25 protein-coding genes are annotated in these 23,546 nt (G+C 41.0%); 16 read left to right on the forward strand and 9 right to left on the reverse strand.

What is annotated here, in order from left to right:
• Nucleotides 1–192: 192 nt before the first annotated feature.
• Nucleotides 193–756 carry a hypothetical protein gene (locus QNI15_RS05565; protein ID WP_314030967.1) on the reverse strand — a complete coding sequence of 188 codons (564 nt, stop codon included), beginning with the start codon at nucleotides 754–756 and terminating at the stop codon, nucleotides 193–195.
• Between the two features lie 265 nt (nucleotides 757–1,021).
• Here QNI15_RS05565 and QNI15_RS05570 point away from each other — a divergent pair, with 265 nt between their 5' ends.
• A complete protein-coding gene (locus QNI15_RS05570; RefSeq protein WP_314030968.1) occupies nucleotides 1,022–2,134 on the forward strand; it encodes a leucine-rich repeat domain-containing protein in 1,113 nt (370 codons plus the stop codon).
• A gap of 39 nt (nucleotides 2,135–2,173) precedes the next feature.
• On the opposite strand, the gene QNI15_RS05575 is transcribed toward QNI15_RS05570, so the two are convergent.
• Nucleotides 2,174–2,635, reverse strand: coding sequence for a hypothetical protein (locus QNI15_RS05575; protein ID WP_314030969.1), 462 nt, complete (start codon nucleotides 2,633–2,635; stop codon nucleotides 2,174–2,176).
• A gap of 182 nt (nucleotides 2,636–2,817) precedes the next feature.
• On the opposite strand from QNI15_RS05575, the gene QNI15_RS05580 reads away from it, so the two are divergent.
• Nucleotides 2,818–3,705 carry an NAD(P)-binding domain-containing protein gene (locus tag QNI15_RS05580; RefSeq protein WP_314030970.1) on the forward strand — a complete coding sequence of 296 codons (888 nt, stop codon included), beginning with the start codon at nucleotides 2,818–2,820 and terminating at the stop codon, nucleotides 3,703–3,705.
• Nucleotides 3,706–4,357: 652 nt separating this feature from the next.
• Here QNI15_RS05580 and QNI15_RS05585 read toward each other — a convergent pair.
• Nucleotides 4,358–4,873 (reverse strand): hypothetical protein, encoded by a 516-nt coding sequence (locus tag QNI15_RS05585; RefSeq protein WP_313976541.1) that lies wholly within the window; start codon nucleotides 4,871–4,873, stop codon nucleotides 4,358–4,360.
• Nucleotides 4,874–4,985: 112 nt separating this feature from the next.
• The gene (locus QNI15_RS05590) at nucleotides 4,986–5,696 is read right to left on the reverse strand and encodes a hypothetical protein (RefSeq protein WP_314030971.1); all 711 of its coding nucleotides are present in this window, start codon (nucleotides 5,694–5,696) and stop codon (nucleotides 4,986–4,988) included.
• A 528-nt stretch (nucleotides 5,697–6,224) separates the two neighbouring features.
• Between QNI15_RS05590 and QNI15_RS05595 the strand changes: the two genes are divergently transcribed.
• From QNI15_RS05595 to QNI15_RS05605, 3 genes are all read left to right on the forward strand, one after another.
• Nucleotides 6,225–7,160 (forward strand): hypothetical protein, encoded by a 936-nt coding sequence (locus QNI15_RS05595; protein ID WP_314030972.1) that lies wholly within the window; start codon nucleotides 6,225–6,227, stop codon nucleotides 7,158–7,160.
• A 224-nt stretch (nucleotides 7,161–7,384) separates the two neighbouring features.
• Nucleotides 7,385–8,275, forward strand: coding sequence for a helix-turn-helix domain-containing protein (locus QNI15_RS05600; protein ID WP_314030973.1), 891 nt, complete (start codon nucleotides 7,385–7,387; stop codon nucleotides 8,273–8,275).
• Nucleotides 8,276–8,376: 101 nt separating this feature from the next.
• Nucleotides 8,377–9,204 (forward strand): SDR family oxidoreductase, encoded by an 828-nt coding sequence (locus QNI15_RS05605; RefSeq protein WP_313998266.1) that lies wholly within the window; start codon nucleotides 8,377–8,379, stop codon nucleotides 9,202–9,204.
• A 179-nt stretch (nucleotides 9,205–9,383) separates the two neighbouring features.
• On the opposite strand, the gene QNI15_RS05610 is transcribed toward QNI15_RS05605, so the two are convergent.
• Nucleotides 9,384–9,788, reverse strand: a complete 405-nt coding sequence (locus tag QNI15_RS05610) for a winged helix-turn-helix transcriptional regulator (RefSeq protein ID WP_314030974.1) — start codon at nucleotides 9,786–9,788, stop codon at nucleotides 9,384–9,386.
• A gap of 181 nt (nucleotides 9,789–9,969) precedes the next feature.
• Here QNI15_RS05610 and QNI15_RS05615 point away from each other — a divergent pair, with 181 nt between their 5' ends.
• The 5 genes from QNI15_RS05615 (at nucleotide 9,970) to QNI15_RS05635 (ending at nucleotide 14,683) form a co-directional block, all read left to right on the forward strand.
• On the forward strand, nucleotides 9,970–10,845 hold the full coding sequence (locus tag QNI15_RS05615; protein ID WP_313998268.1) for an SDR family oxidoreductase: 876 nt from the start codon (nucleotides 9,970–9,972) through the stop codon (nucleotides 10,843–10,845).
• A 603-nt stretch (nucleotides 10,846–11,448) separates the two neighbouring features.
• Complete coding sequence (locus tag QNI15_RS05620) at nucleotides 11,449–12,072, forward strand: hypothetical protein (RefSeq protein ID WP_314030975.1); 624 nt, start codon at nucleotides 11,449–11,451, stop codon at nucleotides 12,070–12,072.
• 78 nt (nucleotides 12,073–12,150) lie between these two features.
• Entirely contained in the window at nucleotides 12,151–12,513 is a 363-nt protein-coding gene (locus QNI15_RS05625; protein ID WP_313998281.1) for a hypothetical protein, read from the forward strand.
• Between the two features lie 496 nt (nucleotides 12,514–13,009).
• Nucleotides 13,010–13,441, forward strand: a complete 432-nt coding sequence (locus tag QNI15_RS05630) for a hypothetical protein (RefSeq protein WP_314030976.1) — start codon at nucleotides 13,010–13,012, stop codon at nucleotides 13,439–13,441.
• A 423-nt stretch (nucleotides 13,442–13,864) separates the two neighbouring features.
• Nucleotides 13,865–14,683 (forward strand): Cof-type HAD-IIB family hydrolase, encoded by an 819-nt coding sequence (locus QNI15_RS05635; protein WP_313998286.1) that lies wholly within the window; start codon nucleotides 13,865–13,867, stop codon nucleotides 14,681–14,683.
• A 65-nt stretch (nucleotides 14,684–14,748) separates the two neighbouring features.
• On the opposite strand, the gene QNI15_RS05640 is transcribed toward QNI15_RS05635, so the two are convergent.
• Nucleotides 14,749–14,889 (reverse strand): hypothetical protein, encoded by a 141-nt coding sequence (locus QNI15_RS05640; protein ID WP_314030977.1) that lies wholly within the window; start codon nucleotides 14,887–14,889, stop codon nucleotides 14,749–14,751.
• Between the two features lie 198 nt (nucleotides 14,890–15,087).
• On the opposite strand from QNI15_RS05640, the gene QNI15_RS05645 reads away from it, so the two are divergent.
• The 4 genes from QNI15_RS05645 (at nucleotide 15,088) to QNI15_RS05660 (ending at nucleotide 18,435) form a co-directional block, all read left to right on the forward strand.
• The gene (locus QNI15_RS05645) at nucleotides 15,088–15,666 is read left to right on the forward strand and encodes a TetR/AcrR family transcriptional regulator (RefSeq protein WP_313998288.1); all 579 of its coding nucleotides are present in this window, start codon (nucleotides 15,088–15,090) and stop codon (nucleotides 15,664–15,666) included.
• A 113-nt stretch (nucleotides 15,667–15,779) separates the two neighbouring features.
• Nucleotides 15,780–16,577, forward strand: a complete 798-nt coding sequence (locus tag QNI15_RS05650) for an SDR family oxidoreductase (RefSeq protein WP_314030978.1) — start codon at nucleotides 15,780–15,782, stop codon at nucleotides 16,575–16,577.
• A 151-nt stretch (nucleotides 16,578–16,728) separates the two neighbouring features.
• The gene (locus QNI15_RS05655) at nucleotides 16,729–17,502 is read left to right on the forward strand and encodes an SDR family oxidoreductase (protein WP_314030979.1); all 774 of its coding nucleotides are present in this window, start codon (nucleotides 16,729–16,731) and stop codon (nucleotides 17,500–17,502) included.
• Nucleotides 17,503–17,511: 9 nt separating this feature from the next.
• Nucleotides 17,512–18,435, forward strand: coding sequence for a helix-turn-helix domain-containing protein (locus QNI15_RS05660; RefSeq protein ID WP_314030980.1), 924 nt, complete (start codon nucleotides 17,512–17,514; stop codon nucleotides 18,433–18,435).
• A 15-nt stretch (nucleotides 18,436–18,450) separates the two neighbouring features.
• On the opposite strand, the gene QNI15_RS05665 is transcribed toward QNI15_RS05660, so the two are convergent.
• From QNI15_RS05665 to QNI15_RS05675, 3 genes are all read right to left on the reverse strand, one after another.
• Nucleotides 18,451–18,699 carry a hypothetical protein gene (locus tag QNI15_RS05665; protein WP_314030981.1) on the reverse strand — a complete coding sequence of 83 codons (249 nt, stop codon included), beginning with the start codon at nucleotides 18,697–18,699 and terminating at the stop codon, nucleotides 18,451–18,453.
• Between the two features lie 136 nt (nucleotides 18,700–18,835).
• The gene (locus tag QNI15_RS05670; RefSeq protein WP_314030982.1) at nucleotides 18,836–19,381 is read right to left on the reverse strand and encodes an alpha/beta fold hydrolase; all 546 of its coding nucleotides are present in this window, start codon (nucleotides 19,379–19,381) and stop codon (nucleotides 18,836–18,838) included.
• A 166-nt stretch (nucleotides 19,382–19,547) separates the two neighbouring features.
• Nucleotides 19,548–21,101 (reverse strand): hypothetical protein, encoded by a 1,554-nt coding sequence (locus tag QNI15_RS05675; protein WP_314030983.1) that lies wholly within the window; start codon nucleotides 21,099–21,101, stop codon nucleotides 19,548–19,550.
• Between the two features lie 283 nt (nucleotides 21,102–21,384).
• Here QNI15_RS05675 and ilvB point away from each other — a divergent pair, with 283 nt between their 5' ends.
• On the forward strand, nucleotides 21,385–23,121 hold the full coding sequence (gene ilvB / locus QNI15_RS05680) for a biosynthetic-type acetolactate synthase large subunit (RefSeq protein ID WP_314030984.1): 1,737 nt from the start codon (nucleotides 21,385–21,387) through the stop codon (nucleotides 23,119–23,121).
• Between the two features lie 45 nt (nucleotides 23,122–23,166).
• On the forward strand, nucleotides 23,167–23,421 hold the full coding sequence (locus tag QNI15_RS05685; RefSeq protein ID WP_314030985.1) for an ACT domain-containing protein: 255 nt from the start codon (nucleotides 23,167–23,169) through the stop codon (nucleotides 23,419–23,421).
• The last annotated feature ends 125 nt before the right edge of the window (nucleotides 23,422–23,546 follow it).

Genomic DNA, 23,546 nt, shown 5'->3' on the forward strand with positions numbered 1-23,546 from the left:
AAGGCCGCCGGTCTTGCCACGAGATTCTTTCAGAAGGACAGGAGAGTTAGTTTGAGTAGTTTTCTTACCTTGACAGCATTGATGACTGGCTTTGTTACTTTGATTATTAACTAAGGGTATCAGAAGGCTACTGATCTGTACAAACACTTTTTTAATTACTACTTTTTGCGGGTTAAACCTCTTATTTTCTCTTTATCTCGTTTCTTGAATAGCCACTATTTGAATTGTAGGAAGAATAAGCGTGTTATTTGCTGGAGTATTCTGATTTGTATAGAAGAAATCAAAAATAGTGTTCAATGTTGTTTGATATTCTGTACCACTTACTCCATCCAGGTTTTTTTCCAGACAGTTGTTTCTGGCAAAGAGGAGAGGCAGAATCATAGCCTGTTGTTTTATAGATCCTTTTGCTTTCCAGTGATTATTTGTCAGATTCACTACACGTTTCATCTCTTCCTGGATAGAACTATGTACCTGATTAGAGAAGGAGATATTACTTACTTTGCCACTGGCATTCACCACAAAACGTACACAAAATCCAAATACTAATGCCTTACAGGAATCAGTACCATTCCGTAATTGAGCTGGATAGCGAATACTTTTTCGGAGAAAATGGGTTAAATCATCTCCATAATGATCAAATACAAAGGCTGGTGTGGTAGACTTCTTGGTTTGACTGAAGCTAGTGAAGCACCCAATAAACAGTACCAGAACAATGAAGGAAAGGCTTGTTTGTATACGTTTAGGATAGAAATACATGAAATAATTGATTGTAATAGTGGTGAATAGTATGTCTCTATGTGCTTAGATGTCATTTATTGATTTTTCCATACATAACAGTGCAGATTTTGTAAGAAAACATAGGTGAGGTTTTGTGGATTTACTACTATTGCCAGTTAGCATTGAGGTCTTCAGTCGTTATTCATTGAGAGAAAATCTGCCCTTGCTATTCCTTATGTTCTACTATCTTGAGGACACAAATGCTCAGTTACCATTGTTGTTTCTGTTTTGAAAAAGTTAAATTATGAACACCCATTCATCCGAAAAAGAAAATATCATTCGCCTGCTCCTTTCCGGACAGGAAGAGAATATCACAGTGGCATTGCAGGTAGCGAAATCGCTGAATATTGATCTGACCACATTTACAGCAGAAATAGAGGCTCTTGCCAAATGGATGAAATGTAGCTCATTTTCGTTTCCCAAAAAGCTAGTAAAGATAGTGAAGCAGGAAGAGTGCCGTTTTGGAATGCCAATCCCTAGTGCTCAGCTGCGTTATCTTACTAATCTGAAAAAACTAAGCCTGGAGGGTAACCAGCTAGAGGCTATTCCAACTGAAATCTGGCAACTGAATCAGTTAACACAACTAAAAGTATCGAAAAACAAACTGCGAAGTTTACCTCCTGACATAGGTAATCTCACTCAGTTGACTAAGCTGTATGTATCATACAATCAATTGAGTGAATTACCACCTGAAATCGGCAACCTGAACAACCTGGAAGAACTGAATGTGGGAGTGAACCAACTCACGGCATTGCCCGCAGCCATTGGCAAGCTGGAAAAGCTTATGGAGTTATATGTGGGGACAAACTTGCTTACCCGTTTGCCACCCGAAATTGGTAAACTCACTCAGTTACAAAAAATGGGTTTGGGACACAATAAGTTAGCTGAGCTACCCAAAGAAATGGGTAATCTGACACAATTAAGGCAATTGGGACTAGAATCAAACAAGCTGACTTCGTTGCCAGAAGAGATATGGAATCTGACTCAGTTGCAATACCTGGGTTTGACAGGGAATAAGCTGACATCCTTACCACCAGAAATTGGTAATCTGAAAAAGCTATTCTCCCTGGAGGTAGATCGTAATCAGTTGATTACCCTGCCCGTTGAGTTCTGGGAGTTAGCAAACCTAAAAGTGTTGAATCTGGGTAAAAACAAACTAACCTGCCTGTCTCCGGCAATTGCCAGATTGAGCCGGTTGTATAGTTTGGATTTACAGCGAAATAAACTTACTACCATTCCGGAAGAAATAAAGCAGATCCCCTATCTGCAATACCTGGATTTAAAGGATAATCCTATACCCGACTCTGAACAAGAACGAATCAAAGCCTTGCTCCCGGATTGTAAAATACGTTTTTAATCTGTTGTAACTGATAGAGTGACGTACGAATAGTAAAATCTACAAGTAGTCAAAATACCGAGTCCACCAGGTGAATCTTTCGTATGGAGGTTGGTTAATACCATTGTAGAGTGTATCCAATTCTTCGTAAGGTATAAAAACAAACCCCTTTTGTTCAATTCGTTTTGTAAGTGAATCCAGTTGATATTTTTTAGAAGTCCCTTCTGATAGTTCGCCTATGAGTGTAAATAGCCTGCCAAAGTTTGAAAAGCGGAAGCAGAAGGGATAAATCCGTATTTTCCGTTGATTCACAATGCGTTCTTCTATAAGTCCTAAGTCTGTTAAAAAAGAAGCGTCCTCAACATACCGATCTAAATCCAGAGATACGTTCAGAAGAGATTCAAATTCATTTTTGATCTCTTCAATCTCCTTCATTGCCTTCTTCCTTTTGTGCCCACGAGGGTATTCCCAACATTCGTAGTGATCCAGTATAAGTAGCAGTTTGTGAATGTCTGAGTGCATAATTTGGTATGTTCAGATCAAAAGAATAAGCTACCTGCGCAGTCTATTTACGCAGATAGTAAAAAAGAAAAGTTTACCTGAAAGAAACCATCTTTTAGGCAATTTTGTCTACCAACTTATCAGCGCTTTTAATCCCTGTGGCATATTGTTTTTGACAAAACCACGAAAAACAGCCTATATAAATGGAAACAACAAATCAAACAAACAAAAAAGTATCTGTACTGGGTTTAGGGCAGATGGGGTATAGAATTGCTCAGCTCTATAGCGAGGCAGGGTATGAAGTCACTGCATGGAATCGAACTCCTGGCAAAGGAGAGGGTCTTGAACGAGTTCAGCTTGTCGAAACAGCAGAACAGGCTATTCTTGCCAGTCCATTGGTAATCGCAATTATACTCAATAACAAAGGCATATTTGAGTTATTGGATGGGCTGACAGATACCCGGATTTTTGCAGATAAAGCCTTGGTCAACTTCACTTCAGGCAGTACAGCCGAAGCAGATAGCATCGAAAAGAGAATCTCCGACGCCGGAGGAGCCTATATACATGGCGCTATCCAGGCATCCCCGGAACAACTCGGATTAAAAAGTGCTACCGTGGTTATTTCAGGCAACAAAGGGGCATTTGAACGTTATGAGAATGACCTAACAATCATTGGAGGGAAGATCCGCTATCTGAGTGACAAAGCCGCAGCCTCTCTGGCGATGGATACCGCTACATCTACCTGGGTGTATGGTGCTTTCGTGGGTCTACTCTATGGAGCAGAGTTATGCCGGCAGTATAACTTATCCCTCAAGGATTATGCAGACATCATTGGAGATATATCACCAGAGTTTATTGACTACTTCAAACAGGAAGTGATGGTCGTTGACCGCAATGACTTTCGGCTTACTTCCAGTTCTGTGTCGCTTCATCTTGCTGTAGTTCAGCGGCTGGCAGATAGCTTTAAAGATATCAATGTAAAGCAGGACTTTCCCACCATCATTCGGGATCTGCTGGTCGAAGCAGAACAAAAGGGGTTTGGAGAAGAGGAACTGGCAGCTATCACCAAAGTAATTGCCCCACGGAAGTAATCGGCTTTTTGCTTCCGAAACTATCGTAATTCAGTTTCAGGAATGTTATACTAGCTGTTGGTTTGGATAGTACTCAATGTTTTCTTCCGTAAGCTGTGTGTTTTCCTCAACCTGAACGGTAGGAAACGAGCCGTTGGTGATAACACAAACGGCGGGAAAGTTCAGTTTCAGGCTACTATAAGAGACCTCAGCCCTCTTTCATTTTTTCTGAAAAATCAGGCCCCCTTCCTGTCCTTCTGAAAGAACCTTGTGACAAATAGAGCTGCGTTTGGTTTCTGAGAGAAAGAATTTACTCCAGTCGGAAAGGTCGCCGGTCTTGCCACGAGATTCTTACAGAAGGACAGCGGGGAGGGGCAGAAGGACAAAAAAAGTAGCATGAAAAAAAAAGAGAGCTAAAAAACGAAACGGTCAAGCGTCCGATCAATGCTGTCAAGGTAAGAAAAAACACATTTAAAATGTAAGTCTGCTTCTTGCCCATGTTGGTGTTATCACCAACATGAACTGAGGGAAAGTGGTCGTTGGTGATAACACCAACGACGGAAATAAAGGACAGATGAGGTATTTTGAGTGGCTTTCTTACCTTGACAGCATTGAGCGTCCAATAGTAACAGAGCCTATACTTCTACTATGTATAGGCTTTATGTGATACATACTATTTATCAAGTACGATATCCAACTCTCCGGCAATGTGTTTGACATGGCAACAGTCAGCACCTACTGTAAGCTTTCTTTTCACGAGTTCTTTGCCAGCTTTATAGCCAATAAACTCTACCTCGATTTCTTTGTTAGCTAGTTCTTTCACGTTCGCATCCGTAACAATAGGATAGGCACCTGATTGGCGTTGCATCTCGGCATCTGCTGCATCTACTGTTGGTTTTCTCTCTGTGCCTGTGGCTGTCTGGATAATCTTGTAGCTGTCTAACTGGACGGGGCTATTGTCTTTGTTTTTGACTGTAGCTGAAACAGTCATAAAAATTCGGGTACACATAACATCTCCTGAACAGTCTTTCGTAGTGGCTACTGTATCCTGAGTCGCTACTGTGTCCAGAACGGCAACAGTATCTTTGGTTTGCTCTGTTTGTTCTCCTGAAGAGGTGCTTTTGGTGCAACTGCTAAAACCAAAAGTCAAAGATAAAATCAAGGCGTAATGCAAAAAACTTATTTTCATTGATATAATTGTTGATATGAAGCACTGACCCAGCTTTTGTCAGAATGGTTGCATGATAAATAAAAAGTTGGAAGTATTTAGTAAGATAACCATGCCAGATAAGGGAATACCCTTACCCTGGAGGCAACAGGTGCTGGACATATTCCGTTGTTACCACGGACTCAATACCTTTATCCGGGTACAATGCCTGATAATAGGCGGTTAAATCCTGTTCCAGGGCCAGTATCGTTCTGTCTGTATGGGTATGAACCTTGTAAAGATGCTTTACTTCATTTACAGTAAACTCCAGCTGCAAATCTCCAAACTGGTAAGAGGCTTGTAGTGGATTAGCAACACCCTCTTCCCAATAGATCGCCATCCCTGAACTCTGGAACTGCATGCGAAAAGGCTTGGCTATTTTGGCTTCCAGTTCGGCTCTAATGGTAGCACTGGTAGCTGAATCTGCTGCCTGCACCTTTACAGAGGGTTTATAAGTAGCATGATTTACCAGGTTCTTTAACTGGTAGGGTGTTAGTGTCCATACGACTATTTGTATACTTCGGTTGGTGGCATCTGTTAACGTAACATGGGTGGCACCTACTGCCTGCAATGCTTTTAACCGAACTTTTCCATTTTCTACTACTGCACTTACAGCGTCAGGATGGGCAACGGTTGCTTGTGTTACTACAAGATTGTTCTCAGGTGTATACAAAGAATCTTCGCCCAGCCACAGTTCGATAGCTGTTTCTTTCGGTGGTTCGGGCTCGGGGATTGTTTCTTTTTTGGTGCAGGCAGTGAAAAACAGTATAAAGGCTGAGAATAGTAACAGGTTTATCAGTTTCATATATACTAATAAGAGCTATGGTTAATGGGAGATATTTTTAAAAATACATAAATTATATTTTGGTTTGCTAAACAGTAACGCTTTTATTTTTGTATAATACCTTGTTTTCAGAAATTAAGCTTCTTTTCTCCCCATCGTTGGCATTCATTCCTCCCCCTCGTTGGTGTTATCACCAATGAGCTGTTTCCTATCGTTTAGGTTAAAGATTACAAACAATCTGGATAAGAAAGATCCTTGGTGCAAAAAGATTTTATCTCTTCAAAGTGCCTTAGGTTGACAGCATTGGATAGATGGTTATAGTGCTGCCATTATTTTGTTGGTTTACATGATCTGGCAGGTGTAACTTAATTGGTTGGCTTAGTGTAAAATCAGATGTAACTGTCTGAATTTGCTTTAAAACGGGATTGGTTCATCCGATGTTCTATCTTCTTAAAAGATGTTGAGTATCAGAAAGTTTGTATAAGTACGGTTACATTTATACGTAGCTCGTTTACCAACGTGTAAACTATACTTACAATTTATACACTCATGTACATAGTTACATCTTATTGCAAACCCACTCAACACCTGTTTATGTTGTTAGGCGTTATTTTTTGCCTGGTTAGTTGTCAAAACGAATTGATTAAACCTAAACTACCAGCCAGTACGGACACAAAAGCTCACTCTAGTGAACGGAAGGTCCCTATCCTGCAACTTGAAAGAGGTGGTTTATATTCTTTTACGTATACAGGCCTTTCACTCAACAATGTTTTTGCCTATAAGGGCTTAGTTCCTGGGTATGGATATTATTTTAACTGTATTTACCCAAAGGGTTCTAGTAAGCCTAGTGCTATTCGTGTTGAATTAGGATCTCTTCATGAACTTCAGGGATACATTTATTTGACATATAATTCTGCCGGATATGTTTCTGAAGCTACATATGATTCAGATTTTAAGCATACACAATGGATTTTTGACTATGATACGAAAGGTCGTATGACATTGTATTATGAGAACAATGTCAAAGCAGGTTTGTTTCTCTATACAATAATCACCTACAAAGGTGCAAATGTCTCCAAAGTGGATAATTATTTAGTATCTGGTTCTGACAAGATAGAGGAACATTTTTCTGTAACAGAAACAGATTCTACATTAAAGCATCCTTTCTCTGTAACCAATTCTTATGGTCGGTTGCTGGTAATGATTGCTGAAAATTTTAGTCAGCATACCATAAATGGGAAGCCTTTCAGGGGACTAAGTTATTTGAGTATGTACGGGACTAATGTCATTAAAAGAGTGAATCTGAAAAGTAGTTCGGTGCTGAATGGTATTGTACGCGAGGATTCGGGTTCCTTTCTGGCTGTTTACAAGACAGATGCTTCCGGATTAGTAACCAGTTATGACTCTTACTCCGGCTATTATGGCAATTGGGATGAAAGCTTTGCTTATCAAACATTCTCATTGTATCTACCTGATTTTCCCTGATACACTTCCGGAAGATTATTGAACTTCTTTATTTGGTTGCAAAGTCAGGCGAGAGAGTCTGACTTTTGCGTTTGTATCCCTTTACCCTAGCTAAGGAACGAATGTTTTGTAGGTAGGGAGTAAAAATTGTATAAATTTATAATTGTTAGCCCAATATAAATCTGGTCGTTAAGCTTGTTTAAGAATAGTTTAGACAACCTCTGAGACAATCGCTATTTTTGTAAATGATCGAATCACAACCGATACATGTTTTCGCACCTCAGGCACTGGATGTCAAAGATCCAGCTGCGGGTTATTTTGCTGCCGTTTCACTGGATGATTTTTCGGCTGAGAGTGTAGCAGCAACAACTGTTTACAGTCGCAAGGACTTTTATAAGATATCACTAGTGACTGGAAATAGCTCCTATTATTATCAGGATAATGAATACAAGATACATACTGGCGAATGGGTTCTGGTTTTTACCAATTGTGAAACCCCTTACCGGTGGGAAATACATGAAGGTAGTTGTAGTGGGTACAGCTGCATGTTCACCGAAGATTTCCTTCCGTTACATACCTATATTCGTCCCACAGACTGGGCTGTTTTCAATGGGAGTGCCCAATCGGTGTTTAAACTGACTGATCAGGAAAGAACATTTTTTGCGGATCTTTTTCAGAAAATGATTACCGAGCAGGCTTCAGCCTATGCCTATAAATATGACCTGTTGTTTATATATGTACTGGAATGCATCCATGGTGCATTAAAACTACAACCTGACTCCATGCCACGCAGTCAGACGGCTGCGAGCCGGCTCACAGAAGCCTTCAAAAACCTGCTGTCAGGCCAGTTTCCGCTACTATACCCACATCAGCAACTTACACTACGGACGGCACAGCACTATGCAGACAGGCTGGCTGTACATACCAATTATCTGAATAGGGCACTGAAGGAGGTGACAGGTAAAACCACTACCCAACTGATTAATGAACGACTGATGCAGGAAGCTCGTGCCTTACTTATTCATTCCAACTGGAGTATCAGCCAGATTAGTACTAGTCTGGGTTTTGAGGAACCTACACATTTTGCCAGAGCCTTTCGCACACATACAGGTCAAGCTCCGTCTTCCTTTCGCTGATGGTTTGATTTGGGTCCGTATTGGTTTGAATCCGGTTAGCACACACCACCAGATGCGTCCTAATTTTGTATGGTAATACATTCATAAAAAGACGATACAAAATGAAAACATGGTTTATAACCGGTACTTCCACTGGGTTTGGCAGAGTACTGACTGAAAAATTACTGGAGAAAGGCGACCGGGTAGTGGCTACCGTACGCAAAGCAGATGCGTTGGACAAACTCAAAGCACAGTATCCGGACAATTTATGGATTTCAGTGTTGGATGTAACAGACAATGAAGCAATAAAAAGAGTGGTGGATCAGGCCTTTGCAGATGTGGGTCAAATTGACGTAGTGGTTAACAATGCAGGTTATGCCCTGTTTTGTGCTGTTGAGGAGGCGAGTGACGAACAAATTAGCCAACAAATTGAGACGAATATCATCGGTTCAATACAGGTCATTCGGGCTGCCTTGCCACATTTGAGAAAACAAGGCCATGGTCGGATTCTTCAGGTGTCTTCTGCAGGAGGGCAAACTACCTACCCTAATTTTGGCTACTACCATACCACCAAATGGGGTATCGAAGGATTTTGTGATACTATCTCCAAAGAACTGGCGCCTCTGAATATTGGAGTTACGATTGTAGAGCCTGGGGCACATGCGACCTCGTTTGGAGCAGGTCTGGCAACAGCACCCGTGATGGAAGCCTATGAAAATACGCCTGCTGGCGATGTAAGGCGTGCTATCGCAACTGGCACATTCCCGATCCGTAATGATGTAGATAGATCCGTGCAGGCCATTATAAACAGTATAGACATTTCTCCGGCTCCATTGCGATTGGCTCTTGGAGGTGATGCCTATCGTGATATGCGTGCAGCATTAGTGGCAAGGCTGGAAGCATTGGATGCACAGAAAGAACTGGCTCTATCTATTGAGAACAATGACTAACACCTATCCGTGTCGGTTCTCCTCTTTCAAACAGGGGGAACCGATACTCTGTTATCCTATCTGGAGAGAACCATCCGTCTAATCACCGCTTTTACATCCCCTAATCATACCTATCTGACAGAGAGAGTCTCACGTTTGGGAAAAGCTTGAGAAGACATGATAGGAGACTAAGCTTCCTGTTATTTACGGAATACGTATTGGCGGTGTAAAGTGCCCCAGCTCCGCAGCTCTCTAATTACATTCACTAAACTTTCGCCGTGTGGGGTAAGTTCATATTCTACCGTTATCGGCTTTGTCTGCATCACTTTGCGCTGGATCAGTTCGTTTAGCTCCAGTTCCTTTAATTCCTTAGAAAGCATTTTGGCTGCGATACCGTCTACCCGTCTTCGTAAGTCCAGAAAGCGCATGGTACCATATATCATCAGGCATCCGATGATTTGGATCTTCCATTTTCCTGAAAGCAGGATCATTGTATCCTTAATGGCCAACAGACCCTCTTTCCCGCATTTAATAGATTCAATGCGTTGTTCGCTGATATATTCTTCGTGTATTTCCATAACGAATATAAAGATAAAGAATGTCAATGAGGTTTCATCAACGAAACCGGTTTCCTCCAGGAAACCCATAGTGAATGTTAGCGATTGCCCCTCTTATTTTGCCTCATCCTTACAATGAAGGCATTGGCGTATGGCGATACTATCCTTTTTCAGATCGTCGTTGTGGCCACGCCGCTCAGTGTAATTTAATTGTTTTCACTTACTAAAAATGAAACGCATGATTCTAGTAACAGGGGCTACCGGTCACTTAGGTGGCTCAATCGTAAAACACCTGCTAACAAAAATACCAGCAGACCAGATTGTTGTATTGGTCCGTGATGAAAACAAGGCCACTCATCTGAAAGCAGCTGGGGTTCACATTCGGATTGGTGATTATCACGATCCGGCTTCGCTTACCGGTGCATTCGTTAATGTGGAGAAGGCAGTACTCGTAAGTTCAAGTGACTTCAACGACCGTCTGGGGCAGCATAAAAACGTGATTGATGCAGCTAAGCTGGCAGGTGTCAGGCATTTTGTGTATACAGGTGTAAGTATGAAGGATATACATACCTCAGTATTACGGGATTTTATGATTGATCATTTTCAAACCGAAGAGTATGTGAAAGACAGCGGTATGAAGTATACGTTTATGCGTCATAATCTGTATGCTGAAATGATTCCCTTTTATGTAGGACATCAGGTACTGGAAAAGGGTATTGTATTTCCGGCTGGCGAAGGGCGTATTCCGTTTGCTCTTCGGGACGAAATGGGAGAGGCCAACGCCAATGTGCTTACCACCGAAGGCCATGAAGACCGTATCTATTCTATTGCCAGTGAGGTTGATTATTCTTTTCAGGATATCGCCGACATTCTTTCTGAGTTGTCAGGAAAGAGAATTACATACACCAATCCTGATACCACCCGCTTTACCGAATCGCTGAAAGCTGCAGGATTGCCGAATCATATTGTACAAATTGCAAGCGGGTTCTCTACTGCTATGCGCAATGGGGATTTTGATGTACCTGGCACAGACCTGAAAAACCTGCTGGGTCGTAAGCCTGCTGGTTTAAAGGAATACTTGCAACAGATCTATCTGGGTGTTTGAAATTGGTATCTGACCTGTCTGAAGATATACGTTCTACTAAAATTCTTATCCAGTCTGCTGAACGTATCTGTGAACAGCGAAACCAGATTTCAACCAATAAGCTGGAACGTGACAGACACCTTATCATGTTCCATAATTTTTTCAATTTTCAAGGTTTTACCTTTCACCCTTTTTTGTCCTCCTGAAACTACCTTCCCGCCACGGCGGGACAAGCGTAACAAGACCGGCGGCCTTTGTATTCTTGAATGTATTTTTTCTCTCACAATACAAACATAGCTCTATTTGTCACAGGATTCTTTCAGAAGGACAGAAGGGAGTGGGTTTCTTTGAGTCAGAAGCCTACCAATACACAAAACAACCGAATGGAAATGTGATAGAAAGTGGATATAATCTATTGGTTGTTGATTATCAATATATTATCTTTCTAATGTATCTTTAGTTACTGGACTGATACGGGTGCAACTAAAGGGATCAAGTACGAAGAGGAAACTTCATAAGAGTTATAAATACATAGATTTTCTTTACCGGATTAGCTGTATGCCGACCCTGGTATGGGTTGCCGTAGTTTACTTTTTTAGCTTTCTACTTCTCAATCACTTACCTATGACAACCTCTACTTCCGTACCTGTACGCTCACTACTGCTGGTAGTACTGAACTTTGCTTTATCCGGATCCCATGTGTTTGGTCAGCCGACTTCCTGGACAGACAAGAATGTCAAGATAAGTACAACAGGAGAGCTTACCATTAAACCCTCCCAAACATCTTCTGCTCATGATTTTGATTTTTTGGAAGGCAAATGGAAACTTGATGATAAAAAGCTAAAAAGCAGGTTGAGCAATTCTACGGAATGGATCAAATTTGAGTCGACAGTAGAAATGCGGAAGCTATTGAATGGAATCGGAAACATGGATATTTATAAAACGACACTGGATGGTAAACCACTGGAAGGAGTTGCCCTGCGGTTATTCAATCCGGAAACAAGGTTATGGAGCATCTATTGGGCCGATAGCAACAGAGGGGTAATGGACCCGCCTATGGTGGGTTCCTTTGAAGGCGATATCGGTATGTTTTATTGCAAAGATGTGTTTAAAGGAAAACCTATTATCGTGATGTTTCACTGGGATAAAACAGACAAAAATAATCCCGTCTGGAGTCAGGCTTTTTCTCCGGATAATGGCGTAAGCTGGGAGTGGAACGCTACGAATACATCCCATCGGGTGAAGTAATCAAACTCCAAAGATTGACAGTTAGAAATATAGACTACTATTGTGTACATTTATTCTGACACCAAACCCGTTTACATCATGAATTTTAGCAAATTAGTACCCAATGTATTTTACCAGGATATTACGGATGGGCTAAAGCTCTTCGTAGATTGCCTGGAATTTGAAGTTTCACACAACGAGCTACATGCCCCACAACGATTCTGTGTGCTGGCAAAAGGTGATTTACGAATCAACCTGTTTGAGGATGCCAACCTGGCCAAAGAACACAATCCGGAATTCAGGTTAGTAACCAATGACATTGAAGGAGTGTACAGCAAAGTATCTTCTTCACATCCCGAATTCTTGCACCCTAATCTTAACACGGTAACCCTTAGACCCTGGGGTGCCAGAGAATTCGCACTGACGGACAAACAACTCGGTATTGTCATTCAACAATGGTAGCCAGATCATAACAGACAAACTGGTTATAAAGTTTGTTGTTCTTACTTATTGGCAGGTTCACTATTTTTCCGTTTTTCCTACTTTCACAAAGTCTCTGCTTTCCTGCATCTCTCATTTTCCTACCTGCCTTTCCCTCTCTTTCTAAAAATAGCTCATGTTTGAGAGGATGAGTGAAAAATAGTTTGTATCAGCAAGGATACTTTCGACTGTTGGCAAAACTCGCCATACTGTTTACCTATGAACAATTTGTTGTTTGTAAGTGAACGTTTCAATCCTCTGGAATATAGAAACGCACAGATATAGGATATTGAGAAGTTCATATGGCGTAGAACTGACAATACCATCGCTTTGCGGGGAACATACAAAAATATGATTGCCTGTTTTTTTTAAATTCCTGGGATAAGTATAACAGGCTACTAATTTTAGGCTGTCAAATGTTATATCTTACTCCTAATCCAATAGGAACGATCACCTATAAAAACAACTTATTCATCTAATGCTTATAAAATGCCCTGGAAATCAATTAATTGTATATGTATTTGTTGTGCTTTCTTTCTTAGCTTGTAAGCCGGTAAAGCTTCAGGGAAGTTATTGTAGTGATAATTCTCCAAAAACTCTCTATACAAATTTACTATTGAAGGATAATGGGGAATATGTCATGCAGGGTGTGGTATCCTACTTTACTCGTTCTACCGTTGTTGAAACAGGAAAGTATTTTCTGGATGGGGAAAAGATCCGTTTTGTTGGCTTAAAATTAGGATATAGCCCTCATACGCTTCATGTAATTGCAAAACCGGATACGTCAATGGGGTATGCCTTGTTCAAAAGAAAAAAAATATTCATTTACAAGAACAATTCAGAACAATGGATTTTGAAAAAGTCTAAACGATGTGAACAGGTTATCTTGACCTATAAGCCAGAATTCTAGGCTCAGGATATTAGTATTGCTGACGTGTGGTATGCCTATGTAGTCATTGGATGCTACAGTCTGACTATGAATGAGATTGCCTATATGTCAAAATTTGAAGGTCCTCAATCCTTTCATGAACATTTCAAAAAACAAACCCGCATGTGCTCTCTTGAATTTTGCCAGTCCTTTATTTAGCAATTTATTGACAGAGTTGTTAGATCCATAGTCCATAGGGGTCATACGGGCAGTGAAAAAAACTTAAATTGTTCCCAATGAGACAAAAGTAGCTACATTTACTTTCTAGTTTACAATTGCCGCCTTCAGATAAGTAGTCATTGTGGGGTAAGCAATTAGTATTGACCATGTTAAAAGTAGGAATATCCGCTATTTCAGCCTGGAAGGTACAAAGTCCAGCGTTGGTAGTGAACTAATCACATATATATGCAAACTTTTCAATCCAATTCTACTCCGGAGAAATCACCTTCGGTTAAGGCTGTTTTTTTTGACATTGATGGCACTCTTGTCAGTTTCACTACCCATACAGTACCCGATTCAACACAAAAGGCTATTAAGGCACTTCAGGAAAAAGGAATCAAGGTAATTATCGCCACAGGACGTTCTATTACAGCTATCGATCATATCCGGTACCTGAATTTTGATGGATTCATCACATTTAATGGGGGATGCTGTGTTGGACCAGATGGAAGTGTATTATTTCGTAAAGCCATTGATCCAAACGACATACAAACATTGCTTGACTACACAGAACACAATCCTCTGAGCTTTTCATTGATGTATGAGAACAGTGTATCGATCAACGATGTCACACCTGAAGTTGCCGGTATGTATGCACACCTGAACCTTCCCGTTCCTCCTTTGGTGCATAGAGAGCATACGGATATCACAGGCGTTCTACAAGCCAACATCTTTCTAAGTCCGGAAGATGAAGTGGCGTTTATGCCAAAGGTGATGCCCAACTGTGTAGCCTCCCGATGGACTCCGTTGTTTGCAGATGTGAATCCCATAGGGCAAAGCAAACAGGTAGGTATCGATGTTTTCTGCCAGTATTTCGGAATTGACGTCTCCGAGACCATGTCGTTCGGAGATGGAGGAAATGATATTACCATGTTGAAATACACCGGAATAGGGGTGGCAATGGGCAATGCCAACGAGAATGTAAAAGAGATTGCAGATTACATCACAGAGGATGTGGACAACGATGGTGTATTTAAGGCATTGGTACATTTTAAGGTGATTTAGATAAATCCCTACCTTCTTAATGCATGAAACCTCCTTTACCTTTTAGAAAGAAAATCTCCTTCTTTCTAAAAATAATCTTCTCTCCGTCCTTCTGGAAAGAATTCTCCCTTTTGTCCTTCTGAAAGAATCTTGTGACAAATAGAGTTGCGTTTGGTTTCTGTGAGAAAAAAATCCTCTCCAAACCCAACTACCACTAACCTTGTCACAGGTTCCTTCCAGATGGATAGCGTATTTTTTGTAAGAAGATATTGTTTAGTGAATTCAGTTGGTAATTATCTTGTTGCTTGTCAGGGTGTTATCGATGAGGATTTAACTTCGGTTAGAGCAAAGGAAAAAATATTTCCATTTTGAAACATATGTTTCAAAAAAAGATATACATTTGTGAAGCAATATAGAGTAAACAAATGGCAAGGAATGTTGAATTTGATGAAGAGGTAGCAATCCAAAAGGCTATGGAAGTCTTTTCGGAGAAGGGCTATAACGGCACTTCGCTTCGTGACCTGACCGATGCCATGAAAATAAACAGTAGCAGCCTCTATAATACCATTGGTGATAAACAGGAGTTGTTTGTCCGATGTGTGAAGCACTATACAGAGATCCGGAAAAGAGATCTTCAAAAGCGGGCTACAAGTGCTGAATCACCCTTTACCATATTGGTAAACTACATTCATGATGCTGTGGCGGAGATTGTCAGTGGCGCTGAGAGCTGTATGACTGTCAAGGCAGCTTTTGAAGTGGCAACCAATGATCAGCGAATAAAGGATATCCTAAAGGAAGATAGCGAATACTCCTATCAGTTTATATGCTCTCATATTGCAAAAGCTATGGACAAGGGTGAAATCTCCAGCGAAGAAGATCCTCAGCTTTTGGCAGATTACTTTATCAGTACCTGGACTGGCTGGAATGAATCGTATATTCTGTACAAAGATCCTGTCAAAATCCAGCGAATGGCCAATTATTTCATTAAACAACTTTCCAAATAAATTTTTTTACCCATTTCTGAAACAAGCATTTCAGAATTAAGAACTAATCTATCAAATCTTGCACGCCTTATTTTGAAACATTCATTTCACAATTAATCACACCCTCAATTACCATGAAAAATCAACAAAATCACAGTACAGAACTTAACGGAAAAACAGCGCTTGTCACCGGAGGAACCAAAGGAATCGGAAAAGCTATCGCAGATCGTTTGGCAGAAGCAGGTGCTCAGGTTATCGTAACAGCCCGAAATCATCCTGGCGATGCCGACTTGGACCATTATTTTATTGCAGCCGATTTAACTCAGCCGGAAGATGTCACAAAAATGGCAGAGGAGATAAATGAAAAGTTTGGAACAGTAGATATTCTCATTGATAACATAGGTGGCTTAACCACTCCTGGAGGAGGGTATAGTACCTTAACCGATGAGCACTGGGAAAATGAACTGCAACTGAATCTACTGGCTGCTATCCGACTAGACAGAACCTTATTGCCTAAAATGGTTGATCAGCAAAGTGGTGTGATTATTCATATCTCCTCTGTAGCAGGCAAACAGCCTCTGTGGAATCTCAATATGGCGTATGCAGTTTCCAAAGCCGCACTGAATAGTTATAGCAAAACATTAGCGACCGAACTTGCCTCCAAAGGTGTGCGTGTCCTAACTGTATCTCCGGGGGCTACTAAAACACCGCCTATGGTAAAAGTGATAGAAGATTTTGCTACTGCTTTGGGCCTATCATTTGAAGAGGGACAAGCTCAATTGATGAGTCAGGTAGGGGGTATCCCGATGGGACGGATGGCTGAACCGGAAGAGGTAGCATCGCTGGTTCATTTTCTGGTATCACCAGCAGCTGCGTATCTCACCGGAACCAACTATGCTATCGATGGCGGATCGCTGCCTGTTGTAGTATAAGTAGATTCGTTACATGACAGCATTGAGCGAATAGTAAAATCTATTTCTATAATTCATTCCACGCCTTTCGTTTTGCCTACAACGAAAGGCGTTTTGACTAAATATGACTTAGTGAAACTGCTGACCTTTGTATTGTTAAAACGACAAAACAATGGAACTAAAAAACAGCACAATCCTGATTACAGGCGGCACAAGCGGTATCGGTTTGGAATTCGTAAAACAACTGACACAGCAAAGAGCAAACATAATCATCACAGGACGTAACCTGGACAAACTGAACGAAACCAAACGACAATTTCCTCAAGTTGCCATCTTCCAAAGCGACGTCAGTAATCCCAAAGACATTGAAGCACTTTACCAAAAGGTTACCAGGCAGTTTCCCAATCTGAACATTATTATCAATAATGCGGGTATTATGCGTAATCTGAGCTTACACGATACCAGTATGAGTCTGGAGAACATTACAGCAGAACTGGATATAGATCTGTCAGGCGTGATTCAGATGAATCATCAGTTTTTGCCTCACCTGAAAACTCAACAATCGGCTGCTATCGTAAATATTTCATCGGGGCTGGCTTTTATTCCTTTTCCTGTATCACCCATTTATAGTGCAGCAAAAGCAGGTTTACATGCTTACACCCGGGTACTGCGATTGCAGCTTAAGAATACTCCTGTAAAGGTATTCGAAATCGCTCCTCCAGCTACTGATACGTCACTGGGAGATGCATTTACAGGATTAGTAGATCCCAGTATGAATATGAAAGTGGATAAGATGGTAAGCCAGTCTATTCAGGGGCTTTTGAAAGACAACCTGGAAATTAAGCCTGGTATGTCAAAGATGATGAAGACATTAGGTCGCTTTGCTCCGGACTTTGCACTTAATTTCATGCATTCATCTATCGAAAAGGCAAGACGAAATAAGTAACTTTGAGATATGGAAAATACAAAACCTATTCGGATAAAAACGATAAGTGAATTTCATAAACTGAGAGCTTTGCCTAAGCCTGCACACCCGCTTATCAGCATCGTGGATTATTCAGATATTCGTTTTTTTCCGGAAGAAGGGAAGGAGGTAGTTGCCATATTTGACTTTTACTCCATTTCTATTAAGTCAGGGGTAACTGGAAAACTGAAATATGGTCAGCAACAATACGATTTTGATGAAGGCATTATGTTCTTCATCGGGCCTAATCAGGTATTTGGCGTAGAGATAGATCAGGAGGAATTACAAAAAGCGACAGGTTGGATTATGCTCATTCATCCGGATTTTCTCTGGAATACGTCTTTGGGGAAAAACATGAAGAAGTACGAGTTCTTTCACTATGCCGTAAACGAAGCACTCTTTCTTTCTGAAAAAGAAGAAATGATCATTAACGGCATTGTGCAGAATATTCAGAATGAGTACCACTCAAACATTGATAAGTTCAGTCAGGATATTATTATCTCGCAACTTGAAACGCTGCTCAACTACAGCGAACGCTTTTACAGTCGTCAGTTTCTTACCCGAAAAATAAGCAGCCATCAAATCCTTGACCGACTGGAGAAGGTATTGACTGATTATTTCAATAGTGAAGATTTACTTATAAAAGGAGTGCCTACAGTGCAGTATATTTCAGATCAACTGAATGTTTCACCCACCTATCTGCGTAGTTTGCTCAAAGTGCTGACAGGGCAAAATACCCAGCAGCATATACACAACAAGCTGATTGAAAAAGCAAAAGAAAAACTATCTACCACTGAATTGACGGTAAGTGAAATAGCCTATGAGCTGGGCTTTGAGCATATGCAATCGTTTAGTAAGTTATTCAAAACAAAGACCAATCTGTCTCCGCTGGAATTCCGGCAATCGTTTAGTTGACTATTGTAATAGGGTTTACCTACAGGAAAGCTCTCTATATTTTTTGCGTTGCCAGCCCTCGAGGTAGGAATGCATCAGATATCGCAGTGACTGAACCCGTTCAGGTTCTGTTTCCTCCAACTTCTTTATCTGAGAAGACAAGTGATCTATAAATAGCTGCCAATCTGCTTCCGATATAGTAGATAATTCATTATCCAGATCCTGCTCACAACGGGCACTGGCTAGCTGTTCAGAGATTTGCGTAACAATAGGCGTAATGGACATATTTTGAGCTGGTAAAAGCAGTAGAACCTTTTCATAAGCTCTATGGTAAACATATTTTTTGAGTAAAAGAGTCAATACCTATTAAGTAGGTATACGGAGGATTGTTATTTGTTGTTAAATAAAAGGTTATGCTTTTTTATAGGGATAGAATATCCTTCGCTACAATCGATAAATCATTGTTCAGCTGATGTCCTCCTTTAGGTAGTTTACGGACAATCGCCTGTGGTAGATTTTGTGTATAAAACTCCAGATTGGTGAATGGTACTACTTCATCATCCTGACTATGGTAGAGAAAAACCGGAAGGTTTTCTGGTAGCTTATCCGCAAAGTTCTGGTTTAGTTTAAGGCCCTGTTTCCATTCTTCGTCACCACTCCAAAACGGGGTAGAAATAAGAAAGAGTCCAGCCATCTTTTTATGAAGTTGACTTTCTGATAGGTATTTTAATAGCATTGATGCACCCAATGAGTGTCCCACCAGAATAATTGAGCCATTGAGTAAAGAGAGTTCTTTATCAATTTGCTTTTTTCGACCAAAATCGGGTTCTGGTTCCTCAGGTAGGAAGGGATAATGCACCACATACGTTTCACCTAAGACTTCTCGCAAAGAAGTAACAAGTTTAGCATCGGCGGTATAATCTTCTTCACCTCCTCCGCCTTGTATAAAGAGCACATGCTTTTTCATAATAATAAAAGATAAGTTCTGTTTGTTTTCTGGTACGAACAAAGTTAAAACAGATCAATCTCTCATGTGCAGGGTAGTTGCGACAATATAAGGGTGTTTTGCGACCATCCTCTTTTCCTTCATTCTCTTGATACTATCTATCTTACCAGCCAGTTTACCTACTGGGTTAGATTAGTCGCAGAGCTGCTTTTTCCTGGATAATTGCTTGTACAGAACGTTTTTCAATTTTGCTTTCCAGCCATGAGATCATATCAAAATACAAAAAGGCCCGTTTCTCATACTCACTGTTGAGCAACGGCAGTAACTGATTGCGTAATTCCACAAATCGCCGGGTGAGTTCCTCTTCATCCGGATCATCGTGAAGCTTCTTGAGAAAGCCAAGAATATATTTCTGGAACAAATGCAAATCCTCCTTCATCAACAAAAAGCGGTACGTAGATCGGATGTAATACTTAATTACATCCCGGTTGTCCAGTTCAAAATGGGCGATCAGCGTAATGATTCGTGCAAAACACTGCAGATCTTCCCGCATATCGGCATTGGGAATATTGATAATACCTCCCATCCACCGAACAGCGTGCCTAAACTGGCTGGCACCAAAGTAAAGGCAAGCAATTTTGTAGTAAAAGATCAATACCGAATGTTTATCCAGTACATCCATCAACTGCAGAATCTGTTTTTCATGTCCATTCATAATTACTTCAATGCCTTTAGAGAAGTCACCCGTCATAAAGTACTGATTAATCTCATGCACATAATAGTACTTAAGCAGTCGAATCCGAATGCTTTCGTTGATATGCACGGAAGGGATCAGATCAATGGAATGAAGTTTCTGATTGGTTTCAACAAACTCGGCATACTTGTATAATTTATTCTGGGCAATCAACAAACTGTTTAATGCCTGCAAATAGCTCTCTATATTGCCTTGAAGTAGGAGAGGCATACTCTCATACAATGCCACCAGTCTTTGGGCTGCTGTGTACCCATTCTCAAATGCCTGAATGAAAAAGTAATAACCCACATACAGACGATACAAGTATATTTTTTCGATAGACGATAGCTTTTCTTCTTCAATAGGAGGGATAGTAGTATGAAAATAATCCTTTACTTTCAGATACTCATGCTCATTTCGAATATAGCCAATACGGGTGTAGAGAGAATTAAGCCGGATAGCGAGATTGGAGAAAACGTTGATATTGTTAATCTGCTCAGTTATCTGGCTGGTTTCCCGGATAATTTCATCTACCTGACTGGTAGTGCCATGGCTGTTGGTAAACAAAAGAATCCTTTTTTCAAGCTTGATAATCTCAAGCTGTAATTCCAGGTTTCCATTGGCAATGGCCAGTTTTTTAGCTTTTCGTAAACAGGATAAACCCTGCTGATACAAGCGTTTATTGAATAAAAGCTGAGCAAAATCAATCTGCTCACGAATCTGTACATCACCCATTTTGGCCAGGTGAAACTGCCGGATACTTTGCAGAATTTTTTCGTAGAGATATGCTTTTAGATTCGAAAGTTGAGAAGGCTTTAAGGAGGGCTCTTCCTGCAAAAGCTTGTCCTCGTCAAACTCTGGCTGGGTATTAATTAAATCAAATAGTAATAAAACCTTGCGATCTTCCTGCTGCCCTCCACTAAGCATAAACCGTTTAAAATATCGCTTTTCATTTTTGTCCAGTGATTTTATTAAATCGAATAAGGTTTTAGACTTGCCCTTTGACATCGTAATTCTATAAACTTTAAATGCTCGTTTTTCGGGTTGCAATCTATTTTTTATTTCAACTACTACAGCTTGGAAACTGTAATTATCTAAAAGCTTCTTTTTTACTTGGAAACCGGAGTTTACACAAGTGGTATTACAGGATATAGTGATAGAATAGATAGATTAGGTAGTATTGTCTGCTTCTTAAAAACCGGAATTATACAATTTATTGTCTCTTGCTTTCCAGCCATGAAAAATATATTTGCGGTATCTGATTCAGGAATTATCCAATTTGAATATAAACATGGAGAATGCAAAAAACGGTGCCTGGGTCTTAATTGAGACCCTTGAACAACTGGGAGTAGAATACATTTTTGGCTACTCAGGAGGAGCTGCATTGCCCTTGTTTGATGCGCTGTATCATTCTTCTATCAAGTTAATTCTAACAAGGCACGAACAGGGAGCTACTCACATGGCTGATGGCTATGCCCGAGTTACCGGAAAGCCAGGAGTAGTATTGGTTACCAGTGGTCCTGGCGCTACCAACACCATTACAGGGATGATGACTGCCCAGATGGATTCAGTGCCTATGATTGTACTTACAGGGCAGACTATTACCAGTTTGTTGGGGTTGGATGCTTTTCAGGAAGCTGATATTTTTGGCATGACCATGTCTGTCGTAAAGCACAATTACCTGATAAAAAATACGGCTGACATCTCCCGAATTACCAGAGAGGCTTTTCATATTGCTACCTCCGGGCGTCCTGGTCCAGTCTTAATAGATCTACCCAAGGATGTTACTTCAGCTCCATTCAACGGCTCACTTACGGACCAAATAGACCTTCCGGCTTTTCAGCTTCCCGCCCGACCCAATCCTGAGAGTGTACAGAGTTTGGCTGATTTGATTAATCTATCCCGTAAACCAATTCTGTTAGTGGGACATGGAGCTTTACTTTCAGGTGCTGCCACAGAAGTACGTGCCTTGGCAGAACTGATTCAGGCTCCTGTTACCAACACCTTATTGGGGAAAGGAGGATTTCCTGAAACACATCCTTTATCGTTGGGTATGCTGGGAATGTATGGCACTGTATATGCCAATAAAGCTTTGCTGGAATGTGACCTGATTCTGTCCATTGGCTGCCGCTGGGATGATCGGATTAATGGGAATCCGAAGAAGTTTTGTCCACAAGCCAAAAAGCTGCATATCGATATTGACCCTGCTGAAATTGGTAAGATCGTAGTTCCTGACGCCTATGCTATAGGAGATGCTAAGCAGGTATTACAAGAGCTACTTCCACTGGTACATCCGCTGGACACACAAGAATGGGTAGAGCAGGTACAGGAACTGAAAAGGTTATACCCCTTACAGTACAGGCCTTTCAACGGCAATATTCCGGAAGGCTTAGCTTCCTTGCGAGCACAGCATGTGATTGATGTACTTTACCAGTTGACGAATGGAAACGCCATTGTTACTACAGATGTAGGCCAGCATCAGATGTGGGCTGCTCAGTATTTTAAAACAGACCAGCCCGATACCTGGCTTTCTTCAGGAGGAGCAGGTACTATGGGTTTTGGATTTCCGGCCGCAATTGGTGCCCAGCTCGCCAGACCGGATCAGCAAGTGATTGCTATTGTGGGAGATGGTGGTTTTCAAATGACTCTTTGCGAACTGTCTACAGCTGCCCTTCACAAGCTTCCGCTGAAGATCCTGGTGATTGACAATAAATATCTGGGAATGGTGCGACAATGGCAGGAGTTTTTCCTGGATGGGCGCTATAGTGGCACTGACCTGGAAGGAAATCCTGATTTTTGTATGCTGGCTCAGGCTTATGGGGTAAAAGCCTTTCGCATTACAAAAGAAGAAGAACTGGAACAAACCCTGGCTGAAGCCCTTGCTTACCAGTCTGGTCCCTGTCTGATTCACGCCGAGGTGGTCAAAGAGGATAATGTATTTCCTATGATTCCTGCAGGTCAGTCTATTCACGAAATGATTACCGAATCACCGACTGTTCCCTTACAAATGCCGGAGGGAAGTACATAGACAAATGTTAATTACCTATATCAATTTTTAACCCAACATATTCCTATGGAAACGCAACATACTTTTTCGCTGATTTATGCTAGAAAACCAGGTATCCTTATCCGGGTTGCCCTTGTACTGGAACGCCGGGGATACACCATTGAGTCAATGAATACCAGCCCGTATGATTCTAACCCCGACTATTGGGAAATGATACTTACCACAGAGGGTGATCCGGCAAAACTGGAACAGGTAACCCGACAATTGGCAAAGCTTATTGACGTCTTTGCTGTACAGGTACTCAAGGAAGTGTACTGCTGAGGATAAGTTGTGGAGTTCCAGGAATCCTCTTCTGATTCTGCTCGGTTGACTGTTGCTGACAAGATTCATTATACAAGGGCTATTCCTTTTCTAGTTTAGTAAGCATTTGTATATTTAGTTGTTCG

The sequence above is a fragment of the Xanthocytophaga flava genome (assembly GCF_030068545.1).
Classification (GTDB): domain Bacteria; phylum Bacteroidota; class Bacteroidia; order Cytophagales; family 172606-1; genus Xanthocytophaga; species Xanthocytophaga flava.